16 protein-coding genes are annotated in these 19521 nt (G+C 60.5%); 10 read left to right on the top strand and 6 right to left on the bottom strand.

All coding sequences use genetic code 11. The features are described from left to right. Positions 1–305 precede the first annotated feature (305 nt). Positions 306–1730, top strand: a complete 1425-nt coding sequence (locus tag ACT7DK_RS02270; RefSeq protein WP_445395919.1) for a YdgA family protein — start codon at positions 306–308, stop codon at positions 1728–1730. An 81-nt stretch (positions 1731–1811) separates the two neighbouring features. On the opposite strand, the gene ACT7DK_RS02265 is transcribed toward ACT7DK_RS02270, so the two are convergent. Then, entirely contained in the window at positions 1812–2318 is a 507-nt protein-coding gene (locus ACT7DK_RS02265; protein ID WP_445395917.1) for a lactoylglutathione lyase family protein, read from the bottom strand. 98 nt (positions 2319–2416) lie between these two features. Here ACT7DK_RS02265 and ACT7DK_RS02260 point away from each other — a divergent pair, with 98 nt between their 5' ends. The 3 genes from ACT7DK_RS02260 (at position 2417) to ACT7DK_RS02250 (ending at position 5266) form a co-directional block, all read left to right on the top strand. Then, on the top strand, positions 2417–3298 hold the full coding sequence (locus tag ACT7DK_RS02260; RefSeq protein ID WP_445395915.1) for a LysR family transcriptional regulator: 882 nt from the start codon (positions 2417–2419) through the stop codon (positions 3296–3298). 133 nt (positions 3299–3431) lie between these two features. After that, entirely contained in the window at positions 3432–3794 is a 363-nt protein-coding gene (locus ACT7DK_RS02255; protein ID WP_445395913.1) for a cupin domain-containing protein, read from the top strand. A gap of 143 nt (positions 3795–3937) precedes the next feature. Next, on the top strand, positions 3938–5266 hold the full coding sequence (locus tag ACT7DK_RS02250; RefSeq protein WP_445395911.1) for a diguanylate cyclase domain-containing protein: 1329 nt from the start codon (positions 3938–3940) through the stop codon (positions 5264–5266). Between the two features lie 46 nt (positions 5267–5312). Here ACT7DK_RS02250 and ACT7DK_RS02245 read toward each other — a convergent pair whose 3' ends face one another. Genes ACT7DK_RS02245 through ACT7DK_RS02235 form a run of 3 tightly spaced genes read right to left on the bottom strand, consistent with a single transcriptional unit; the run spans position 5313 to position 10047 of the window. Beyond that, entirely contained in the window at positions 5313–7097 is a 1785-nt protein-coding gene (locus ACT7DK_RS02245; RefSeq protein WP_445395909.1) for an alpha-keto acid decarboxylase family protein, read from the bottom strand. Between the two features lie 9 nt (positions 7098–7106). Beyond that, positions 7107–8078 (bottom strand): heme-binding protein, encoded by a 972-nt coding sequence (locus tag ACT7DK_RS02240; protein WP_445395907.1) that lies wholly within the window; start codon positions 8076–8078, stop codon positions 7107–7109. A gap of 10 nt (positions 8079–8088) precedes the next feature. Continuing rightward, positions 8089–10047, bottom strand: a complete 1959-nt coding sequence (locus ACT7DK_RS02235; protein WP_445395905.1) for an FAD-dependent oxidoreductase — start codon at positions 10045–10047, stop codon at positions 8089–8091. A 472-nt stretch (positions 10048–10519) separates the two neighbouring features. Between ACT7DK_RS02235 and ACT7DK_RS02230 the strand changes: the two genes are divergently transcribed. Next, positions 10520–11503 carry a hypothetical protein gene (locus tag ACT7DK_RS02230; RefSeq protein WP_445395903.1) on the top strand — a complete coding sequence of 328 codons (984 nt, stop codon included), beginning with the start codon at positions 10520–10522 and terminating at the stop codon, positions 11501–11503. Positions 11504–11621: 118 nt separating this feature from the next. On the opposite strand, the gene ACT7DK_RS02225 is transcribed toward ACT7DK_RS02230, so the two are convergent. Further along, positions 11622–12998: an ATP-binding protein gene (locus ACT7DK_RS02225; RefSeq protein ID WP_445395901.1), complete on the bottom strand. Its 1377-nt coding sequence runs from the start codon at positions 12996–12998 to the stop codon at positions 11622–11624. 283 nt (positions 12999–13281) lie between these two features. Here ACT7DK_RS02225 and ACT7DK_RS02220 point away from each other — a divergent pair, with 283 nt between their 5' ends. The 5 genes from ACT7DK_RS02220 (at position 13282) to ACT7DK_RS02200 (ending at position 17667) form a co-directional block, all read left to right on the top strand. Beyond that, entirely contained in the window at positions 13282–13701 is a 420-nt protein-coding gene (locus ACT7DK_RS02220; protein WP_445395899.1) for a PGPGW domain-containing protein, read from the top strand. Positions 13702–14387: 686 nt separating this feature from the next. Continuing rightward, positions 14388–15203: a hypothetical protein gene (locus ACT7DK_RS02215; protein ID WP_445395897.1), complete on the top strand. Its 816-nt coding sequence runs from the start codon at positions 14388–14390 to the stop codon at positions 15201–15203. A 1-nt stretch (position 15204) separates the two neighbouring features. After that, a complete protein-coding gene (locus tag ACT7DK_RS02210; protein WP_445395895.1) occupies positions 15205–16074 on the top strand; it encodes a hypothetical protein in 870 nt (289 codons plus the stop codon). A 532-nt stretch (positions 16075–16606) separates the two neighbouring features. Continuing rightward, positions 16607–17182 (top strand): toll/interleukin-1 receptor domain-containing protein, encoded by a 576-nt coding sequence (locus ACT7DK_RS02205; RefSeq protein ID WP_445395893.1) that lies wholly within the window; start codon positions 16607–16609, stop codon positions 17180–17182. Between the two features lie 11 nt (positions 17183–17193). Further along, positions 17194–17667, top strand: a complete 474-nt coding sequence (locus ACT7DK_RS02200) for a hypothetical protein (protein ID WP_445395891.1) — start codon at positions 17194–17196, stop codon at positions 17665–17667. 172 nt (positions 17668–17839) lie between these two features. Here the strand turns inward: ACT7DK_RS02200 and norR are convergent, their stop codons facing one another. Further along, positions 17840–19381: a nitric oxide reductase transcriptional regulator NorR gene (gene norR / locus ACT7DK_RS02195; protein ID WP_445395889.1), complete on the bottom strand. Its 1542-nt coding sequence runs from the start codon at positions 19379–19381 to the stop codon at positions 17840–17842. Between the last annotated feature and the right edge of the window lie 140 nt (positions 19382–19521).

Here is a 19521-nt window from a genome sequence, read left to right as displayed (position 1 = left end):
GGGCATTTCAGGCTGCCAATGATAATGGTTTGCGTTAACACTTCAAAGGCGCGGGAGCAGGAACAAAGGGTTCCAGATATGGAACGGGGAAGCGTGGCGCACCGCGCCCTCTGCTCCCCCCGCCCGGGACAGGATCGCTACCCGGCCCGGCCGGCGACACGGGCGAATGCGACCTGAGCCAGCCTTCGCCGGTGCCTAAAAAACCAACCGGCACTGGCACACCGGCCGGTTTTTGATACTCTTCTTAATTCCATATGGAGCCCAAAACAACACGGAGCTGACGCCCCAGAGGCGCAGACAGCATAATGAAGAGAGCACTTGTTTCCACGGTAGCGGTCGCCGCCATGGCCGCGGCCGGCCTGTATGCCGGCACCCAGTATTACATCGGCGCCCGCATCGGCGCCCAGGTGGACGAATGGCGGCAGCGGGCCGCCGCCCACGAGCAAGTCCGGGTGACCCGGCTGGACTACGACGCGGGCCTCGGCGGCGGCACCCTGCATTACGACCTGAGCTATCGCCCCCTGCCCACCCATCCGCTGCACGCACTGCTGGCCGAGTGGCAACCCACGCCCGAGCTGCGCCTGCAGGGCAGCCTGCCGGTTGAACACGGCCCCTGGCTCGGCGCCGAGGGCCCGGGGCTGGCCCGGCTCGAACACCAACTGCCCCTGCCCGACGCGGCCCGCGCCTGGCTGCCCAATTACCCGGGCCAGGCCCCCCTGCTGACCCTGACCGGCGTGCAGCAATGGGATGGCAGCGGCAGCCTCAGCCTGCAACTCATCGACTATCGCGGCCACCTGGCCCAACCCGGCGCCGACGGGCGACTGGAGCTGGCCCTGGCCGACAGCCACCTCGACGCCCGCTGGCAGCCGCGGCGGCAGCGCCTGCAGCTGCAGGGCCGGATCGGCGAGTTCAGCCTCGGCCTGCCGGCCAGCGCCGAGCGCTTCAGCCTGCAGCAGCTCGGCCTGAGCCTGGATGCCACCGCGGCAGGCCGGCACCTCTGGCTGGGCGACGGTACCCTGGCCCTACAGCAACTCAGGTTCAGCAGCCAGGAAAAACGCTTCGGCCTGCAAGACGCCCTGATCAGCGCCCGCACCGAGCAGGAGCAACAGCACCTGAACAGCCATACCGACATCTTGCTGGGCGGCATCAGCCTGCCCGCCCAGCAGTTGGGCCCCAGCCGCCTGCGCCTCACGCTCAACCGGCTGGAGCTGGCCCCCTACCAGGCCTTGCTGCAGCGCCTGGCGCGGCTCGATGCCCGCCAGGACGCGGCAGCCGAATGGCGGCAGATCCGCCCGCTGCTGGAGCAATTGCTGGCCTACCGGCCGGAGCTGGACATAGAAGAGCTCAGCCTGTCGCTGGCGGATCCCCACGACACCGCCGCCAGCGCCACCCTGAGCTACACCGGCTCCGGCAAACTGGATCCGGAGCAACTGCCCCGGCAGTTGCAGTTTGCCGCCCGGGCCCAGGCCAGCGACGCCGCCTTCCAGCAGTTGCTGAGCTTTATGCTCGCCGAAGAATCCCCCGGCCTCTCCATCCAGGAGCAGCAACGGCTGCTGGCGGCCAGCGCCCCGCAGATGAAGGCCCTGCTGCTGCAAATCCCCTTCGTGACGCAGCAGGGCGGGCAGCTGCAGGCGGACATAGTGGTGGAACACGGCGAGGTCAGCAGCCACGGCCAGGCCGTGATGAGCGCCGAAGAGCTGCTGATCGCCTCCGGCCTGGGCAAGGGTTAGGCCTCCGGGCCCCGGCCGGGGCATTCATTTCCCGGCCATGCCGCCTGCCACATCGACCCGGCAGGCGGCATGGCTGGGGATTCAGCCTTGCCGGTAGGCACCGGCCGAGTAGGTCAGCTCGTAGCTGTGGCTGTAGATCTCCAGGATGTTGCCGAACGGGTCTTCCATATAGACCATGCGGTAGGGCTTTTCGCCGGGAAAGTACTCGCGTACCGGCATGCGCTGTTTGCCGCCGGCGGCGACGATACGCGCAGCCAGTCCTTCCACGTCCGGATCCTGCACGCAGAAATGGAACACCCCGCTCTTCCAGTATTCGAAGTTGTTGTCGGGCCGCTCGGCGTGGCGGAACTCGAAGATCTCCACCCCGATGCGGTCACCGGTGGACAGGTGGGCGATGCGGAAAGCGCCCCAGCCGGCGCCGAACACATCGGTACACATCACGCCGATGGCGCTGTCGTCCTCGCCGATGGTGGTGGGCGGCATGATCAGGTACCAGCCCAGCACCTCGGTATAAAAAGCAACGGCGGCGTCGAGGTCGGTCACCGACAGGCCGATATGGGAAAAACTGCGGGGATAAGTTGCACTCATTATCATCATCTCTGGGTGGCTTGAACAGGCCACCAGACTAGAGAGACCACGCTATAATATGAACCGCACTTTCATTATGGCGTTGATAAGAATTCATTATGGTTAACCCCCAATGGCTGAGATCCTTCGCCACCCTGGCCGAACTGGGCAACTTCACCCGTACCGCGGAGCGGCTGGGGCTGACCCAGGCCGCTGTCAGCCAGCACCTGCGTCACCTGGAAGAGCAGCTGGGCCCCCTGCTGCTCCGCCGCCCGCGCCGGGTGGAGCTGACCCCGGCGGGACTGGCCCTGCTGGACTACTGCGCCGAAGTGGAGCGGGCCGGCCGGCGACTGCAGCTGCGCCTGGGCGAAGCGGACGCCGAGCAGGGCGAGCTCAGCCTGATCAGCCCCGGCAGCATAGGGCTGGCCCTTTACCCGCTGCTGCTCGGGCTGCAGCAGTCCAACCCCGGGCTAAGGGTGCGACACCGTTTCGCCCCGGACAGCGAGGTGCTGGAGGCGGTACTGCACAACCGCTACGAGCTGGGCCTGGTGACCCTGAAGCCGGACGATCCGCGCCTGCACGCCCGCCACTTTGCCGAAGAGCCGCTGGAGCTGGTGGTGCCGGTCCGGGCCGAGGTAACGGCCTGGAACGACCTGGCCCGGCTCGGCTTTATCGACCACCCGGACGGCCAGGCCATGGCCGGCCGGCTGCTGAGCCGGCGCTTTCCCGGCAGCCCGGGGGTTCGCCACCTGCCCTGCCACGGCTTCAGCAACCAGGTGGGCCTGCTGCTGGAGCCGGTAGCCCGCGGCCTGGGCTTTACCGTGCTGCCCCGCTACGCCCGCCAGGCCTTTGGCCGGCAGGACGCCATCCGGGTGTTGGAGGGCGACCCGCCGGTGGTGGATACCCTCTGGCTTATCCACAGGGCCGAATGGCCGCTCTCGGCCCGGGCCCGGCGCGCGGTGGAGCACCTCGCGGCCCGGCTAGAACATCGTTCAGTTTAAAAGTTGGCCAGCATGATGTTTCTTGGGGCGCGGGCGGGCCGCCTGCGCTCCACCAACAAGGCGCCCTTTCCTTTGCGCCTTCGCTCGTTTATTTTACTAAACACTTTAGCGACAGCGACAACAAGGAGCCGTTATGTCCAAAAGCCTCGCGGATGTGATCGTCATGGGCCGCCACCCGGTGCCGGCCGAAACCATGGCCCCCAACCCCGATACCCTGGTCGCCGGTAACCCGGTGCAGAGCCTGGCCAACCACTACAGCAGCGCCGACGACCGTTTTCACGTGGGCACCTGGGGCAGCGAGCCGGGCCGCTGGCGGGTGAACTACACCGAGCACGAATACTGCAAGCTGCTCCGGGGCAAGGTGATCCTGCACGACCTGGCCGGCAACCGCCTGACGCTCGCCCCCGGCGACGACTTCATCATCCCCGCCGGCTTCCGGGGCGAGTGGGAAACGGTGGAGGCCTGCGAAAAGCTCTATGTGATCTACCAGCCCTGATCCCCGCCGGGACGCACCGGGCGGGCTTGTCCCACCGCCGGAATGCGTTCACACTAGATCCATCCGGCAGCGCCAGCTGCCGGCGGCGGTATGACGGAGGAGCTCCATGCCACGGACGGCACACCCACTGAATGGCCTTTGATATGGATCTGTTACCTGAGCTTGCTCTCGGCAATGTGACCGATCTGCTGCTCGATGCCATCTGCATCGTGGACCGGCAGGGCAACTTTCTTTACGTGAGTTCGGCCGGCGAGCGGATCTTCGGCTATCGGCCCGAGGAAATGATCGGCCGCAACATGTTCGACTTCATCCATCCCGGCGACCATGACCGAACGCGCAACGCCGTGACCGAAATCATGGCCGGCCAGCCCAAGCCGCATTTTGAAAACCGCTATGTGCGCAAGGACGGCAGCACCGTCCACATCATGTGGTCCGCCCGCTGGTCGGAGCCCCACCAGTTCCGTATTGCCGTGGCCCGGGACATTACCCAGCGCAAGCAGGCCGAGTATCGCCAGGCGGCCATCTACGCGATTGCCGACGCCGCCAACATACTGGGAGACCTGGACCGGCTGTTCGGGCGCATCCACCGGGTGGTGGACGACCTGCTCGGCGCCAGCGACTTTATCGTTGCCGTTTGCCACACGGCAACGGGCCGGCTGGATTTTCCCTACCGGGCCCGGCCCGAATGCTGCACGCCCGAAACGCGGGCCCGGCTCTCGCGCCTGCTGACGGAGCGGGTGATCCGCCGCGGCGAAAGCCTGCTGCTCGGCGCCGGCGAGTTGCAGGAGGCGGAAGGCAACGGGCTGGCCGCGCCCATCAAGTCGCAGGAAGGCGTCATCGGCGCCCTGCTGGTACTGAGCCCGGCCGGGCACCTACCCTACGGCGAGCAGGACAGGGAGCTGCTGCAGTTTGTGGCGGCGCAGCTGGCCACGGCGATGGAGCGCAAGCGCATGCTGCTGCGGCTGGAGCACATGGCCCGGTACGACCCGCTGACCGACCTGCCCAACCGCACCCTGTTCATGGACCGCCTGCAAACGGCGCTGAAAAGGGCGCACCGGGAGCAGGGCCGGCTGGCGCTGCTGTACCTGGATCTCGACAAGTTCAAGCAGGTGAACGACAGGTACGGCCACCTGGCCGGCGACCGGCTGCTGCAGGAGGTGGCCGTCCGCCTGAGCGGCTGCGTGCGCGAATCGGACACCGTGGCCCGGCTGGGGGGTGATGAATTCGTGGTGTTGCTGGAAGACGTGGCGCACCCAGCGGCGGTGGAACAGGTGGCCGACAAGATCCACCGGGCGCTGGCCGCCGGCTACCACCTGCCCGAAGCGGTGCTGCACATCCGGCCCAGCCTGGGCGTGGCCCTGTATCCGGACCACGGCGGCAGCGAGCAGGAGCTGATGGCCCACGCCGACGGCGCCATGTACCGGACCAAGAAAGGGACGGCGGCCGGCAGCCGCCCGGCAGCGGGCAACTGAGCCGCGGATGGGCGGGGGCACGGCGGGGGTGGCCCCCCGCCGGGTATCAGAAGATGCCGGCCGGCGGCCAGTTGGGATTATCGGTTTCGTCCTCCCCCACGTCCGTGTCGAGATGGGCCGCGATCGCCGCCGGCACATCGGTTTTCGCCAGCGTCACCTCAACCACGTAGTTCTGCGCCGGGTTGGCCCGGATCTCCGCCATCACCGAGGCCAGCTGATCCAGGCTGCCGACCCTGTGCCCCTTGCCGCCGAACACCTCGGGCAGCTTGCTGTAGTCCCAGGCGGGCAGCTCGTTGTAGGGATAGACCTTGTTCTGCAGCGGATCCGGATAGTCCCGCCGACCGTCGCCCTGGCGGAACGGGTTCGGGTTCACCAGCTTCTGCTCGATGCCGTAGATACCGTTGGCCAGCACGAACACCACGGTGTTCTGGCCATAGGCATGGTGATCCGACACCGCCTGGCAGGTTTCGTGAAAGGCGCCGTCGCCCACCACCACCACGGCCCTTTTGTCCGGACAGGCACACTTCACCCCGGTGGCGGCGGCCACCGAATAGCCGATGGCCAGCCAGGCCGCCTGGGCGACGAAGCCGCTCTGGGCGGCGATGGGGACGCTTTGCGCGCCGATCAGCGGAAAACCGGCATCCACCACCAGCACGTCGTCTTCGGTCAGCCAGCCGCCCAGGGCGTCGAAAAAGCTGTCGTAACCCAGTTGCACCGGGCCCGCCTGCATGCTCGCCTGCACCCTCCGGCCCAGCCGCAACCCCTTGAGGTGACGGCTGGCGGCCCGTTGCTCCAGGGCCTGGATCAGCCGCTCCATGTAGGCGCCCAGCAGCACGCTCGGATAATACTCGGCGCCGACGAAGAGGCTGTTCTGGCAGGCCAGCAGCGTCCGGTCACCGCGGATATTCTGGTTCCCGGTATCCTTGCCGATGGTACTGGCGCCCACCCCGAGCAGGATGCCGTCGCTGCCGACCAGGCTGTCGATCTGCGCCATGGTCAGGGTATAGCAGCCCTCGAAATAGGGGTGCCGCTCCGACAGCACCGACTTGCTCCAGGCGCTGGTCACGAAATGGATGGGCTGTCCCGGGGTGGCCAGGGTCCGGTTGAGGACCTCCATCAGCCGGGCGAAGCTGTCCTGCAGGCCGTAACGCTGCAGCTCTATCCCCGCCCAGACAATGGCCTTGTCGGCCTTGACCAGTTTGTCCAGGGTCGCCGCCACGGCGGCGTCGACCTCGCTGACCGTGACGATGTCTTCCCGCCCGGAGCCCAGCCGGCCGACCGGTGCCCGGCAGGGCGCGCGCCAGACATCCTCGCAGATTTCCAGGTAGCCGGGGCGGTGCTCCGTCAGCATGGCGGTCAGCACCGAGTCTATCTGGTAGATGGCCTGCCGGGCGTTGGTGATCCGCTCCGCCGCCACCGTGATGGGGCGGAACATGTTGATGTCGACAAACTCGTAGCCCGTGGTATGGGAATAGAGCAGCCCCGTGTTCTTTTCCGTGCTGTCCTCCTTGTTGGTCGGCGCGCCGTTGATCAGCAGCACCGGCACCTGCTCCACGAACGAGCCGGCCAGGGTGTTGAGCATGCTGAAGGCGCCCACGCTGTAGGTGACGTAGGCGGCGGCGAACCCCGTCAGCCGGCCATAGGCATCGGCGGCATAGCCGGCGCACAACTCGTTGGCATTGCCCGAAATGCGTATCGGCGAATTGTCGTCGGCCAGTATGGTATCCAGCAGGGGGGCGGTGTAATTACCCGCCACCCCGAACATCTGCCTCAGCCCCAATTGTTCCAGCCTGAGCTTGAGGTACTGGGCGACCGTGATCTCCTGTTCCATTCCCGCCTCCTATTGCTTGACCATGGTGTTGATGGTGACGTGGGGCCAGGTGATCAGGTTATTCGGATCCGTCTGGCCAAACTTGAGGTGGAAGACGAGATCGATGATCTGGGTGTACTGCAGCTGATCGAATTCCTGCCCCGTTTTGGTGTTGCGGACCTTCTCGAGCCAGAACACCGCCTGCATCCGGGTGGCATTGGCATGCTGGACGATAAAGGGGATATTGTTGATGCCGCCGGCCTGGGCCGAGTCCAGCACCAGGGTCTTTGTTTCCAGGATCTCGAAGCCCTCGCCGGCCTGGATTTCCAGATCATGGCGCAGGGTGGCGTTCGGGTTGCCGACATTGATGCCCGGCTGCGGCGTAAGGTAGGGATCGAGATAACCGAGCGGCGCGCCCTGGCCGATATCCGGGGGCAGGGTGGAGATATCCGGGATCGCCGGTGCCCCCGGGTCGACGAAGGGCGGCTTGCCGAGCAGCATGATGGCATCGCCGTGGGGAATGGTGCCGCTGCGCGCGACGTTGAATTCCGGCGGCGGCTGGGTCTGGCTGCCGTTGTCGACGATCTCGGACAGGTTCATGAACATGCCGTTTTCAACATGCAGGGCTTCGCCCGTGTCCTTGTTGAACACCCGCTGCCGGTATTCCGCCGCCGCGATGAACTGGTCGACGCTGCCGCCCCGGTTGCGGGCGGGCGCCCCCGCATTGCGCACCTCCAGGGTCTCCGCATAGGGGAGGACCAGCAGCCGGAAGGCCCCCTGGCTTTGCGGGGTGGAGCCTCTGGACGGCAGCGCGATGATGTTCCAGCCCTTGTTGCCGAACCAGCTGCCTTCGAGGTCGTTGAAAAACTGCGTGGTGAGCTGGGACGGCGTCAGGCTGGCGGCCGGCGCCTGGGCCAGCAGCTGCTGGCCCGGATCCTGGCTCAGCAGCCGGCTGGAGGCGCCGCCGAGGCGCTGGAACTCGTTGGTATCGAATGGTTTCATGGCGACCCCCTTATTGCTGATCGAAATAGCTGAGGGTGACCGCCCCCACCAGATTTTCGGCACCGGCCGGCCGCTCGCTGCGTGCACGGGCCTGGCCCGGAGTAAAGCCGGGATCGATATATTCCCTGATCAGGGCCGTGGCCCGTTGCTGATACGCCTCCCGCACGGCGCAGGATGGCGACTGGCCGTGTTGCTCTTCAAACACCTGGCTGATGGGGGCCAGGCCGAAGGCCTTTTCCAGCACCAGGTTGGCCGAACGCAGCGCGCCTTCCACCCAGCCCTGGTAGTCCGAAAAGGCTTCGCCGCAGGTATAGATGTTTTCGATGGGCTCGCAGAGGAAGGCCATCACCTCCCGATCGTCGGCCCCCACCGCCCACTGGTGCACACCAAAGCCGAACGCCTGGCTCGCGTTCACATTGAAACGGGTGGTGCCGTTCCAGATCCGGGCGCTGGTCAGGATGGGCGTGGGCACGTAGTGGGTGTTGAAGAGCTTGCCGAACAGGCGGGTGGCCTGCTCCACCACCGCCTGCGAGGCGGCGTACAGGGTTTGCGGCCGGCGCTCGGTGAATTCCCGCTGCAGCGGTGAGTCGAACAGGGTCCCGTTGCCCTGCAGCGTTTGCCAGTAGTTGATGTTCAGGTAGTCGCAGTAAATGGTGAGCGCCGCCGGCCGCTGGTAGCGCGACTGGGTGATTTTTTCGAGTTTCTCGGCCACCTCGGGCGACGGCTGTTCACCCTGCTGTTGCAGCCAGTCGCTGTATTCCAGCGCGGCGAAGCTGGCCTGATCGATGGCGTAGAAGGGGTACACCGAGCCCAGCGGGGTGTCCGAGAAGTTGGGGCCGAACGCCACCTCGGGCTGGCCGCTCATCTTGTTGCCCCACCAGGCCTTGTCGTAGTAGAGGTTGATCTTGAGCAGGGGCTGGTTGCTGCTCGTCTGCAGGGTGTTCCACAGCTTTTCCGACTGTTCCGGCGGCAGTTCGTTAAGCAGGTTGGAGCCCACGAAGAGTTTTTCCAGGGCGAGCCGGGGCAGGCCCAGAATGACCTTGTTGGCCGTCATCTCGCCGAACCTGACCCGGTTGAACTCGTCGGTGGTCTGGTACTTCAGCCGGTAGCCCTGCCCCGACGCCGACTTGCCAATGCTCAGCAACTGGGTTTTGAGGTAGATGCGTTCCTTGCCTATCTGCTCCACCAGGGCATTGGGCAGGGTACTGAAACCGTTCGCCAGGGTTCTGAACTGGGGATCCGCCGGAAACTCTTCCAGCAGCTGGTAGGCGACGCCGGCGTTCATCTCGGAGAGAAAGGTGCCGTTGAAGCCGGCCGCCCGGTAGAGCATGGTGATGCATTCGTTGGAATAGCCCATGTCGCTGAACAGGTTCCACAGGGTCCAGTCCTTCATTTTGATGCCCTTCCACTGGCAATCCAGGCGGAACTGCTGCCAGAACTCGGGGCCCCGCTGTTCGGGCCTGGCGCTGAAGTCCGGGTTGGCTTCCAGGATACGGTTGAACACCGTATTGATGATGGCGCCGGGGCTGGTGCCCTGCTCGGCCGGCTCCAGGTTATACAGCTGCGACCAGATGGCAAAATCGTCCTCGGCCGACTCGGCGTTGTTGAAGCTGTGGCCGCGGAACAGCAGCCGGTTATTGCCGCCGCTGTTCATGGGAAAGGGGACAATCTGGTCATCGATATTCAACATCATGAACAGGCTCATCAGGTTGTCCATTTGGTCGAAGGTAAAGCGCATGCCCCCTTCTTCTTCCTTCACTTCGGCATTACCAATTTTCACCACGTCGGAATCCAGCCGCCCTCCCGTGCGGTTGGCACTGTCGATAATAAAGACATCGGCCTGGGGATCGGAGTCCAGAATACGCCAGGTGGTATAGAGGCCGGCCATGCCGGCGCCGACGACCAGCGTATCGGCATGGGTGGGCATGGGGTTGCCGTGCAGAAGATCACGCAGGGTAAAATGTGTCATAAGATAGCTCCCGGCTTTTTTTATTGGATGAAACGGACGGACAGAGCCTGGCCAACAAAAAACGCGGGCCATGCCCGTTCGTCCGGAATATTCCGAAAAAACTCACCATGGTTGGATTACGGCTTACTTCCGGCGACTTGACGGAAACGTATGAAAAGACAGCCTGCAAACCCGTTTTCACGGCCGCATAAAAACAGCAGACTGTATTTTATCAGGGGGAAATACAGGCAATTCGCAGAACGATAAGGCGGCCTCTCCCTGTACATGACCTACCTGTATAGGAAGGATTTTCGAATAGCGCAAATGACTCCTTATATTAAAAAGATATATAACAACCAGGAAACTACTCCGACCAGATATGAGCCCTTTTAGCGGGAGCCGGCCATGTTCAACCCCGGCGGATTCGGGTACCTTGGGAGCCTGCTGGGGCGCCGGCTTTCCCCTCCCCCGTTACACACCATGAGGCCCTTGCTTGCCGAGCCGCGACACCCTTGAAAAATACCAGCTGCTGGCTTACCTGGCGGCCATTGCCACCGGCCTGCTGGCCGGCCATCTGCTGCCCACGGCGGCGGCCCTGGGCGAACAAGTGCTGTGGCCGCTGCTGGCCCTGCTGCTGTACAGCACCTTTACCCAGGTGCCGCTGGTGGAGCTGCGCCATGCCCTGGCCGACCGCCGCTTTATCGGCGCCGCCGTGCTGGGCAACTTTGTACTGCTGCCGCTGATGCTGTGGGCGGGGTTGCCGCTGTTGCCGGACGAACCGGCGCTGCGGCTGGGCATTTTGCTGGTGCTGCTGGTGCCCTGCACCGACTGGTTTATCACCTTCAGCCAGCTGGGCGGCGGCGACGCCCGCCGGGCGCTGGCCTTTTCGCCGGTGAGCCTGCTGCTGCAACTGGCCCTGCTGCCGCCCTACCTCTGGCTGCTGCTGGGCGAGCCGGTGGCCACCGCCGCCGCCCGGCAGGAGATGCTGCTGGCCTTTGGCGGGCTGATTTTGCTGCCGCTGCTGGCCGCCGTTGTCACCGAACGGCGAGTGGCCGGGGCCGCGCCCCGCCGGAAGCTCATCGACCGCCTGGCCTGGTGCCCCATTCCCCTGCTGGCCCTGGTGCTGCTGGTGATCGCCGCCGGCCAGGTGCAGCTGGTAAGCGCCTCGCTCGGCCTGCTGCCGCCGCTGGCGGGCATTTACATCGCCTTTCTGCTGCTGGCGGCCGGGCTGGCCCGCGCCCTGGCCCGCGCCCTGGCCGGCGCCTTCCGGCTGCCCGTGCCCCAGGGCCGGACCCTGGCCTTCAGCCTGGGCACCCGCAACTCCTTTGTGGTGCTGCCGCTGGCCCTGGCCCTGCCCCCCGGCCAGGAGCTGGCGGTGGTCGCCATCGTGTTCCAGTCCCTGATCGAACTGCTGGGCATGGTCGCCTTTCTATGGTGGATACCGAAGAAGCTGTTTCCCGCATCGGCTGGGCGGTGATCTTGCCGGTGGAGCGCAGGCGGCCCGCCTGCCTTTGCGCGCAGCGCGAACCCTCATGCGGGCGGGCCGCCCGCGCCCCAAGAAGCGTCTCTGCCTAAGTTTTAAACTTTATGGCGTTCTAGTCCTTCACCTTCCAATACCCCCGAGTGCCGCCAATACGTTCGATAACGTTGGCTTCTTTCAGTTTTTCGAGGTGTTTTTTAACAGCGGAATCATTGATGCCCAGCTCACTGGCCATCTGACGGTACGGCATGCGGGGGTTTTGCTTGATCAGCTCCAGCACCGCTTGCTGGCGTTCAGTCAACACCGCTTGAGCCACCTCTGAGCCACCGATTGAGCCACCTATTGCGTCAAGTCCGGCTCGGTGAAACTCGATATCAAAAAAATCGCCGGTTTCGGCAAAAGTGGGCTCCGGGTTGCCCGCCTGGGTGCACAAGGCGCGGATACGGGCGATGCCGCTGCCCCACTGTTCGATGTAGCCCAGCTCCTTGAAAACTCGGGCGATAACCTTGTTGCGGAGCTCCGAGCGGCCCTGCAGGGCTTCATCCAGCGTCAGGCCATTGGGCAGGCCGCCGGGAGACACGATGTTCACGGCATCGTCGTAGATGCCCAGTTTGATGTCCCGGCCGGCATTGCTGTAATCCCGGTGCACCACGGCGTTGACCAGGGCTTCGCGGATGGCGGCAATGGGAATTTCGTAGGTTTCGGTGCGCTGCAGGCCGAGGATTTCCGCTTTCAGGTGCAGGTGGTTCTTGATAAAGCCTTCCGCCTGGGCCAACTGGCCGAACAGGTCGCCGGTGTATTCCTTCTTGTCCAGAAACACCGTCATGTCGGTGCCCTTGAACCGGCTGCACTTGATTTCCACCTGTTCGTACCGGCCGAGCAGGATCATCAGCCCGTGGGTCGGGTACTCCCGGCCCTGCTCGGTCTTGATCAGCTTAAGGCCATGCATCTTTTGCCGGTCCAGCGGCTTACCGATCTGCCGGAAGGCCTGCTGCAAGGGGCCCAGGTCCAGTTGTTCCAGGGTGCTATCCCAGGCTGGCTGCTCGTCGAAGCTCTGGTGCAGGCGCTGGCGTTCCAGCTCGTGGATCATCTCCTGGCTGGCCTGGCGGTTGGTGGCGCCCAGCCGCACAAAAACGCCCTTTTCGCGCCCCTGGCGTTTCAGGTAGTAAGGCAACTGGCTGCCCCGGTGAACCTGCACCACCAGCAGGGTTTGGCCTTGCAGGGTTTCCAGGTAGATATTGGGCAGCAGCGTGGGCTGGCAAAGGTCGTGCACCAGGGAAGCGATCTGATCCATCAGCTCGAATTCATCCGCCTGCAGGCCGACGATCTGGCGTTGATCGTCCACGCCCAGCACCAGTTTACCGCCGGCGGTATTGGCAAAGGCCACCATGGTTTTGGCCAACTGCTCGCCCTTGGGCAACTGCCGCTTGAACTCCAGGGTTTTGCCTTCACCCTGCTGGATATCGAGCCAGAGGGGGTGTTCAGCGCTCATGTTCCAACCCTCCCGGATACGGTTCGATCCCGGCGTCCGGCTCGCCCGGAAATGGCTGCTCGGTGTGATTCATGTTGTCCCCCAAGGTGCACCGCAAAGCACGGAAGCTGTCCGACCCCGGACATCCTACCCCGAGCCGGACAGGGCTGGAACATCAAAAAGCGGCTCCGCTGAACAGCCGCCCCGGATAACCGCCGGCAAGGTCGTTGTTTGGCATGGCCTTTTGCCATCATAATTACATCACTTGAGCATTGGCTTTCACTTCAACGAGCACCCTTACCCCGTGGACAACTTGGTTCAAATATTCGGCAATCCGTCCCTGATCTGGACTCTGGGCATTGTCAGCCTGGTGTGCTTTATCGGCTCCCTGCTGGTGATCCCCTGGCTGGTGCGGCGGATCCCGGTGGATTATTTTTCCGGCGAGTACCGCCACCCGGTGCCCTGGGCCGAGCAGCACCCGGTGATCCGCTGGCTGCTGCTGATCCTGAAGAACCTGCTGGGCCTGGTGTTTTTGCTGGTCGGCATCGCCATGCTGGTATTACCCGGGCAGGGCTTGCTGACCATACTGATCGCCCTGGTGTTATTGAACTTTCCGGGCAAGTACCGGCTGGAGCGCCGGATCTTTATGATCCCCTCCGTGCGCCAGGGCGTGGACTGGCTGCGCCGCCGGGCCGGACGCCCGCCGTTGATCTTTAAAGATTAGGTATCAGCGACCGTCGCTTTAACCTCCACGCCCCTCATTTGCTCCCCCAGCCTTGCGCCGGTTTGTGCCAGCCGGCACGCCTCTCAAGGGCGGATACCGAGCAACTGTCTCGCTGATCACAGTCCCACCACCACCCAAGGCAAAGGGACTATTTTGCATTGCCTTTTGCAGCACGGGCGGTTAACAATAAGAGCCAAACGGGGAAGCAGGGATGCGCTTATGCCAGGATCAGCGACGGGCGGTAGCGTCGAAAATTTTAACAACTTATACAGTGTTAATGGCATAAAGTGCTGTACACGTCTCGATAGCGCTCATCGGATGTCTCGTTTTCTCCATCGAAACGTATAAAAACCTTTTTATATTAATCACTTAAACTTTAACTGCAGGCACAAACGCGCTTGATGCAGGAGTTATTGAGCCGTCCCGATTCTTGCAGCGGTCTGGATACGAACCATTTATATTTCTCTTTTAATATCAAATCGTTAGTAATATTTAGGAAAACTGGAACGATGAGTGAAATCGAGCCAGGTCAATATACAATTTTTAGCTGCTGACCAATTTCTGCTCCAGAGATACAGATATGGTGCACCGGTTGCTGAGATTCAGGGTGAATTAGGCGATTAATAAGATACACGTCTACAATGGCATTGGGATTTTTGGATGCCCTGACGAATTAGGACTGTCCTATGGAAAGAATTATAGAAGTTCTCCACGAAAGTCGTTTGGCGAATGTTTTTGAAATAGTTGGAGAAGGGTGCACGGCATCGACCCTGCTAGTGTCAGTTGTCTGGGGTGATGGAAAACCTCGGCGCACATACTTCAAAATGTTTCATAAGTCGTTGCCCCTTGGTGTGCTGAATGAGATTACTGGTTATCTGTTGGCCAAATCATGCGAATTACCTCTTCCTACCCATGCGGGGGTCATTAGGGTTCCAAAAGGGCTATTAGAAAATCAAGATGATTTCCTTCCTCATGCATTTGTCGTGAGCGAAGCGCCCGGGAGAACACCAACAACTATCTGCCAGATCACTGATCCCATTACGAACCAACAGCTGGACGCTGTTATAGGGATGCTGCGAGGTTGGTCGAAGCTAAACGATACTATTGCGTTTGATGATTGGACTGCTAACACTGATCGTAATCTCCAAAATATTGTGGTGGATGGGCCAGGTAAGATCTACTTGATTGATCACTCAAATCTGCCTGTAAAACCAAATTGGTCGGCATCTGATCTACAACCATATGAAAAATATAGAAATATTCTTATTGATATTCTCCAGATAGCTCAAGGTGGCACATTGCCACAAAAGCGTGCGATTGCGGTCGCTGCAACCCAGCACTCTGATGCCTATAATGACATTATTCATGAGCTTGGATATTGGTGGGAGCAGTTTCTATCTAGTGACCCATCTAGGCACAAGGCCATTGAAGACTTTTTACGTATAAGGGCTGCGGAAGGTCATAGCAGGCTCAGCTCAAATTTCTATCTCATGGCGGTGTAAAATGAACGGTCTCGAAGAACTCTTTGAGAAAGCAGCCCCAAAGGCTGGTATTCAAGGAACTTGGTTCGCCGCTCGCTGGCAACCCGATATAGCGACAGGAGAGGTGCTAAATATCGGTGTTGGGTTTGTTTCGAGCGAAGGCGACTTGACTCTTAGGCTATTAAATGATTTCTGTCGATTGGAGTGTCTATTCGATTCTAGAAATGCAGCATTTCACGCCGAGCTTGCATGCCAAGTAGTTGAGGAGTGCCTGCGTGCAAACCCTTACCGTCGTGGTAATTTACTGGCTGGTATCACTATCGACGATCGGGGCTTCGCGCAAGGGTCTGACAATCAGAGTATTGTTGGACGCCTTTACTCCGAAGTTGTCACCTTGGGCAAACCTCGTCCCGTAAAAGGGAAGAAAAAACCGTTTTCTCCAGTTTCTCGTGATGTCGCTTATGAGTCTTTGAAGGTACACCTAAAGAAATCATTAAAGTTGGATTATGAGCGGCATGTTCCGAATAATCCATATACGGAAGTCAATGATTCTTTCGGGCGCGAAAAGCTTTATTTACCATTTCAAAAAGAAAAAGGTGTTGCGACTCTGGCTTCTGCAGCTTATGCAGACCCCTATAGAGTAAAGAGTCAACTATATGAAGGATTTCGCTCTGTCGAGACAGCACTAAAGAACAAAATTAGTGAAGATGCCGCTCTTTTCGTTGTACTTCCCGGGGAAGGCTTATCAAAGGAAGCATTCGAGTCATTAGAAAAAGAGTTTGAAGAGTTTTATGCATTTGTGCGGCGTCATGACATCCATATGGAATCCCACGAGCACTTGATAGAGTTGGGCGATTCTGTCCTACAGTGGTGTCAGAGCCAAGCTGCCTAGCCTCCAGATTTTCCCTATGAATCCGTAAGTTATTAACCCAGCTATCCAGGCTAATCACAGCGACAAGCTTTTCCAGTGAACCTTCGGCTCCATTCCAAAGCTGCGCATGTTGGGGCGTTATACAGCAAGTCGAGAGACGTAGATCAATATCCACAAGGAAAGAGGACTAAATATGCAAAACTTTATAATTAAAAAAAATCAGCAATCGAATGGCGATTTCGAAGTGCATAACGCAACCACTGGCTGCAGCTTCATGCCGTACCCAAATAATCAGGTTCCCTTGGGTTATCACTTGGATTGTCGTGGAGCTGTTGCTGCTGCTAAGTAAGCTAACCCTAAGAATCAACGGCTGCTACTACTGCTGTAAGCCATGCCACACTAGTTAACAGCTTTCACCGTATAACAAACCGCTCAAATTTTTTCACTTCGTTCGCTGGACAGCCAAAATCTGCGCTTTTGTCTGCTAGTTAGCTTATTTGTTATGTTTGTACCTTTTCATCATCTAACTTATTAACTTAAAAGGAAGTCTGAAATGGCCGGAATTAATAGAGCCAAACCCACCCCAATGTTTGAAAGTTATTCTTTCAACAAGTCTGCAAGTAGAGGAGTTGATAGGCCTTGTATTTTCTTGTCTCACATATCTGTCGACAAAACATCTGCTATAGAAATAGGTAACTACATCATGAATTATGCTGATATAGATATTTATCTAGACATATACGATGAAGGGTTACAACAAGCAGCAGGCGCTCAGGATGCAAAAAAAATAACAGAATTTATAGAAAGTGGGATAACGAAGTCAACACATACTATGTGTTTAGTTAGTAAAGATACTGTTAATTCTTGGTGGGTTCCTTTTGAATTAGGATATGCTAAAAAATCAGGAAAGGAACTTAGCAGTCTAAAATTAAAAGGTGATGTGAGCTTGCCTGAATACCTGGCCATTGGCTCAATAATCAGAGGGACTAGAAGTCTTAATGAATACATCGAAAAAATAGTGAGGGATTGGAAGGAAGATCGTTCGTATAGCGACAATTTAGAGGTTGCTCTAGAATCCCACAGCAAATCAGGACACCCACTAGATAATTACTTAGACTGGAGCGCGTAGGGGGGATAATCATGAAAATGAAGAAATGGTTAGAAAACTGGGGCATGACATCTTTAAAAATAAAAGCCCCTTTTCTAGAAATGGATTGGAGCCCCAAAGATGAAGACAAAGAAGCTGCGTGGGAGCTCTATATTGAACTATTAACTAGAATTACAACTCAAAGTTTACCTACAGATGTTGGTAATGAGAGTTCTGCCTTGGACAGTATATACAGTTTGTTTCGAATCACTAGAGAAGTGATAAAAAAGAACGGTCGTCATTGTATTGAGTTTACGAAAATCGCCGTGGTGGTATTAAACCAAGTTATTCGGCCATTTACAGCGAAATGGCATAAAGAGTCACTAAGTGGCAGTTTTGACAACCCTGTTAAGTGCGCAGAGTTCAGAAAAGAGCTTGAGGAACTTCAGATGATGTTAACTAAGTACACTCAAATGCTGGCTGATATGGCCGATGTTGAGGACTTGACTTCTCTAGAGGAGTCGTAAACATACAAGTGGTTCAAATCGTTCGCTTCGCTCACTGGGACGGGCTAAAGCCCGCCCCTTAACCAAACGTTAGGCATCCGAGTTACCCACGAACAGTAGCCCTTTCACACCAAAAAACCTACCCGTTCCTTCCCCCACCCCGCTCCCGCAGCGGGGCTCTCTTCCACCCCCCTCACTTCATCCCCAACCGTTTCGCCAGTTTATGCAGGTTGCTGGGGTCTATTTCCAGCAGGCGGGCGGCGGCGGCCCAGTTGCGGTTGCTGGCGTTTAGCGCCTGATCTATGGCCTGGCGCTGGGCCTGGTTGGTCGCTTCCTGCAGGCTGGCCGGGGGCCGGGTCGGCGCCTGGCCGGTCGGGGCCGCCGTTGCGGTGATGGCGTTGCTCTCCGGCCGGTGCAGGTCGCCGGAAAGGTCCAGCAGCTCCGGCTCCAGGGTGATGATGTCTTCCCGCGCCGCACCCCGGCCCAGGGCCTTGATGGCGGCGCGGCTGATCACATGTTCCAGCTCGCGCACGTTGCCGGGCCAGCCGTACTGGCACAGGGCCTGCTCGGCGGCGGGCGAAAGGCGCAAACTGCGCACCCCCAGCCGGCCCCGGTTCAGCTCCAGGAAGTGGCCGGCCAGCACCAGCACGTCACTGCCCCGCTCGCGCAGCGGCGGTATCGGCACCGGATACACCGACAGCCGGTGATACAGGTCGGCACGAAAATGGCCGTCGCGCACGCTGTCGTGCAGCTGGCGGTTGGTGGCGGCAATCACCCGCACATTCACCTTGCGCGGCTCGTCCTCCCCCAGCCGCTGGATCTCGCCGTTCTGCAGGGTGCGCAGCAGCTTGGCCTGGATGCCGAGCGGCAGCTCGCCCACCTCGTCCAGGAACAGGGTGCCGCCGTCGGCGGCCTCGAACCGGCCGGGCCGGGCGTTGCCGGCGCCGGAAAAGGCGCCCTTCACATGGCCGAACAGCTCGCTCTCGGCCAAGGACTCGGGCAGGGCGGCGCAGTTCACCTGTACCAGCGGCCGGTCGCGGCGGCGGGAGCGCTGGTGCAGCCGGCGGGCGAACAGATCCTTGCCCACCCCGGTTTCACCGGTCAGCAGCACCGGCAGCTCCGAGTCCGCCACCAGATCCAGCTCCTGCAACAGCCGCTTGAGCTGGGCGCTCTGGCCCAAGATCTCCCCTTCCATCCGCTCGCTCTGCAACGCCGGGGCGTCCTGCCGCGCCAGCCGCAGGCCGCGGATGTCCTGCTCCAGCCGGGTCACCCGCACCGCCGCCTCCACCGTCAGCGCCAGCCGCTGCAACTGCTCGCGGGCGTCCCGGTCGAAGGTGCCCGCCTCCAGGGCGTCCAGGGTCAGGGCGCCCCATAAATCCCCTTCCAGATACAGGCTGATGCCCATGCAGTCGTGCACCGGCAGCGCCTCGCCCACATGGTGCTCCAGCAGGCCGTCGTAAGGGTCCGGCAGGGTCGAGTCGGGCGGAAAGGCCACGGTGCTGCGGCTGGCGAGGATGGCCGCCAGCCGGGGGTGCTGGGCCACCACAAAGCGCCGGCCCAGGGCCTCGCGCACCAGGCCCTCCACCGCCACCGGACTCAGCACCTCTTCCTGCAGCTTGAGCAGGCACACGGCGCCGCAGCGGAAATGTTCGCGCAGGGTGCGCACCAGGCTTTGCAGTCGCACCGCGCTGGGCAGTTCGGTGGTGAGGTCGGCGAGCAGGATCTCGTAGAGCATGGGTATTTTTTACCTTAACAGGGTTTTATTTACCCTAATCGACCAGGGTATTTTTTACCACAAAAATATTAATTACTTAAAAATCAATAGATTAAAAACTGGCACAGGCATTGCTAAATAGGCAACCATAATACCCCAAT

The sequence above is a fragment of the Zobellella sp. An-6 genome (assembly GCF_052487945.1).
The sequence above is the reverse complement of the archived record's forward strand: the minus strand, read 5'-3'. Positions and strand labels throughout refer to the sequence as shown.

Coding starts and splice junctions, on each gene's coding strand:
- ACT7DK_RS02270 (WP_445395919.1), top strand. CDS start 306: ATGAAGAGAGCACTTGTTTCCACGGTAGCGGTCGCCGCCATGGCCGCG.
- ACT7DK_RS02265 (WP_445395917.1), bottom strand. CDS start 2,318: ATGAGTGCAACTTATCCCCGCAGTTTTTCCCATATCGGCCTGTCGGTG.
- ACT7DK_RS02260 (WP_445395915.1), top strand. CDS start 2,417: ATGGTTAACCCCCAATGGCTGAGATCCTTCGCCACCCTGGCCGAACTG.
- ACT7DK_RS02255 (WP_445395913.1), top strand. CDS start 3,432: ATGTCCAAAAGCCTCGCGGATGTGATCGTCATGGGCCGCCACCCGGTG.
- ACT7DK_RS02250 (WP_445395911.1), top strand. CDS start 3,938: ATGGATCTGTTACCTGAGCTTGCTCTCGGCAATGTGACCGATCTGCTG.
- ACT7DK_RS02245 (WP_445395909.1), bottom strand. CDS start 7,097: ATGGAACAGGAGATCACGGTCGCCCAGTACCTCAAGCTCAGGCTGGAA.
- ACT7DK_RS02240 (WP_445395907.1), bottom strand. CDS start 8,078: ATGAAACCATTCGATACCAACGAGTTCCAGCGCCTCGGCGGCGCCTCC.
- ACT7DK_RS02235 (WP_445395905.1), bottom strand. CDS start 10,047: ATGACACATTTTACCCTGCGTGATCTTCTGCACGGCAACCCCATGCCC.
- ACT7DK_RS02225 (WP_445395901.1), bottom strand. CDS start 12,998: ATGAGCGCTGAACACCCCCTCTGGCTCGATATCCAGCAGGGTGAAGGC.
- ACT7DK_RS02215 (WP_445395897.1), top strand. CDS start 14,388: ATGGAAAGAATTATAGAAGTTCTCCACGAAAGTCGTTTGGCGAATGTT.
- ACT7DK_RS02210 (WP_445395895.1), top strand. CDS start 15,205: ATGAACGGTCTCGAAGAACTCTTTGAGAAAGCAGCCCCAAAGGCTGGT.
- ACT7DK_RS02205 (WP_445395893.1), top strand. CDS start 16,607: ATGGCCGGAATTAATAGAGCCAAACCCACCCCAATGTTTGAAAGTTAT.
- ACT7DK_RS02200 (WP_445395891.1), top strand. CDS start 17,194: ATGAAAATGAAGAAATGGTTAGAAAACTGGGGCATGACATCTTTAAAA.
- norR (WP_445395889.1), bottom strand. CDS start 19,381: ATGCTCTACGAGATCCTGCTCGCCGACCTCACCACCGAACTGCCCAGC.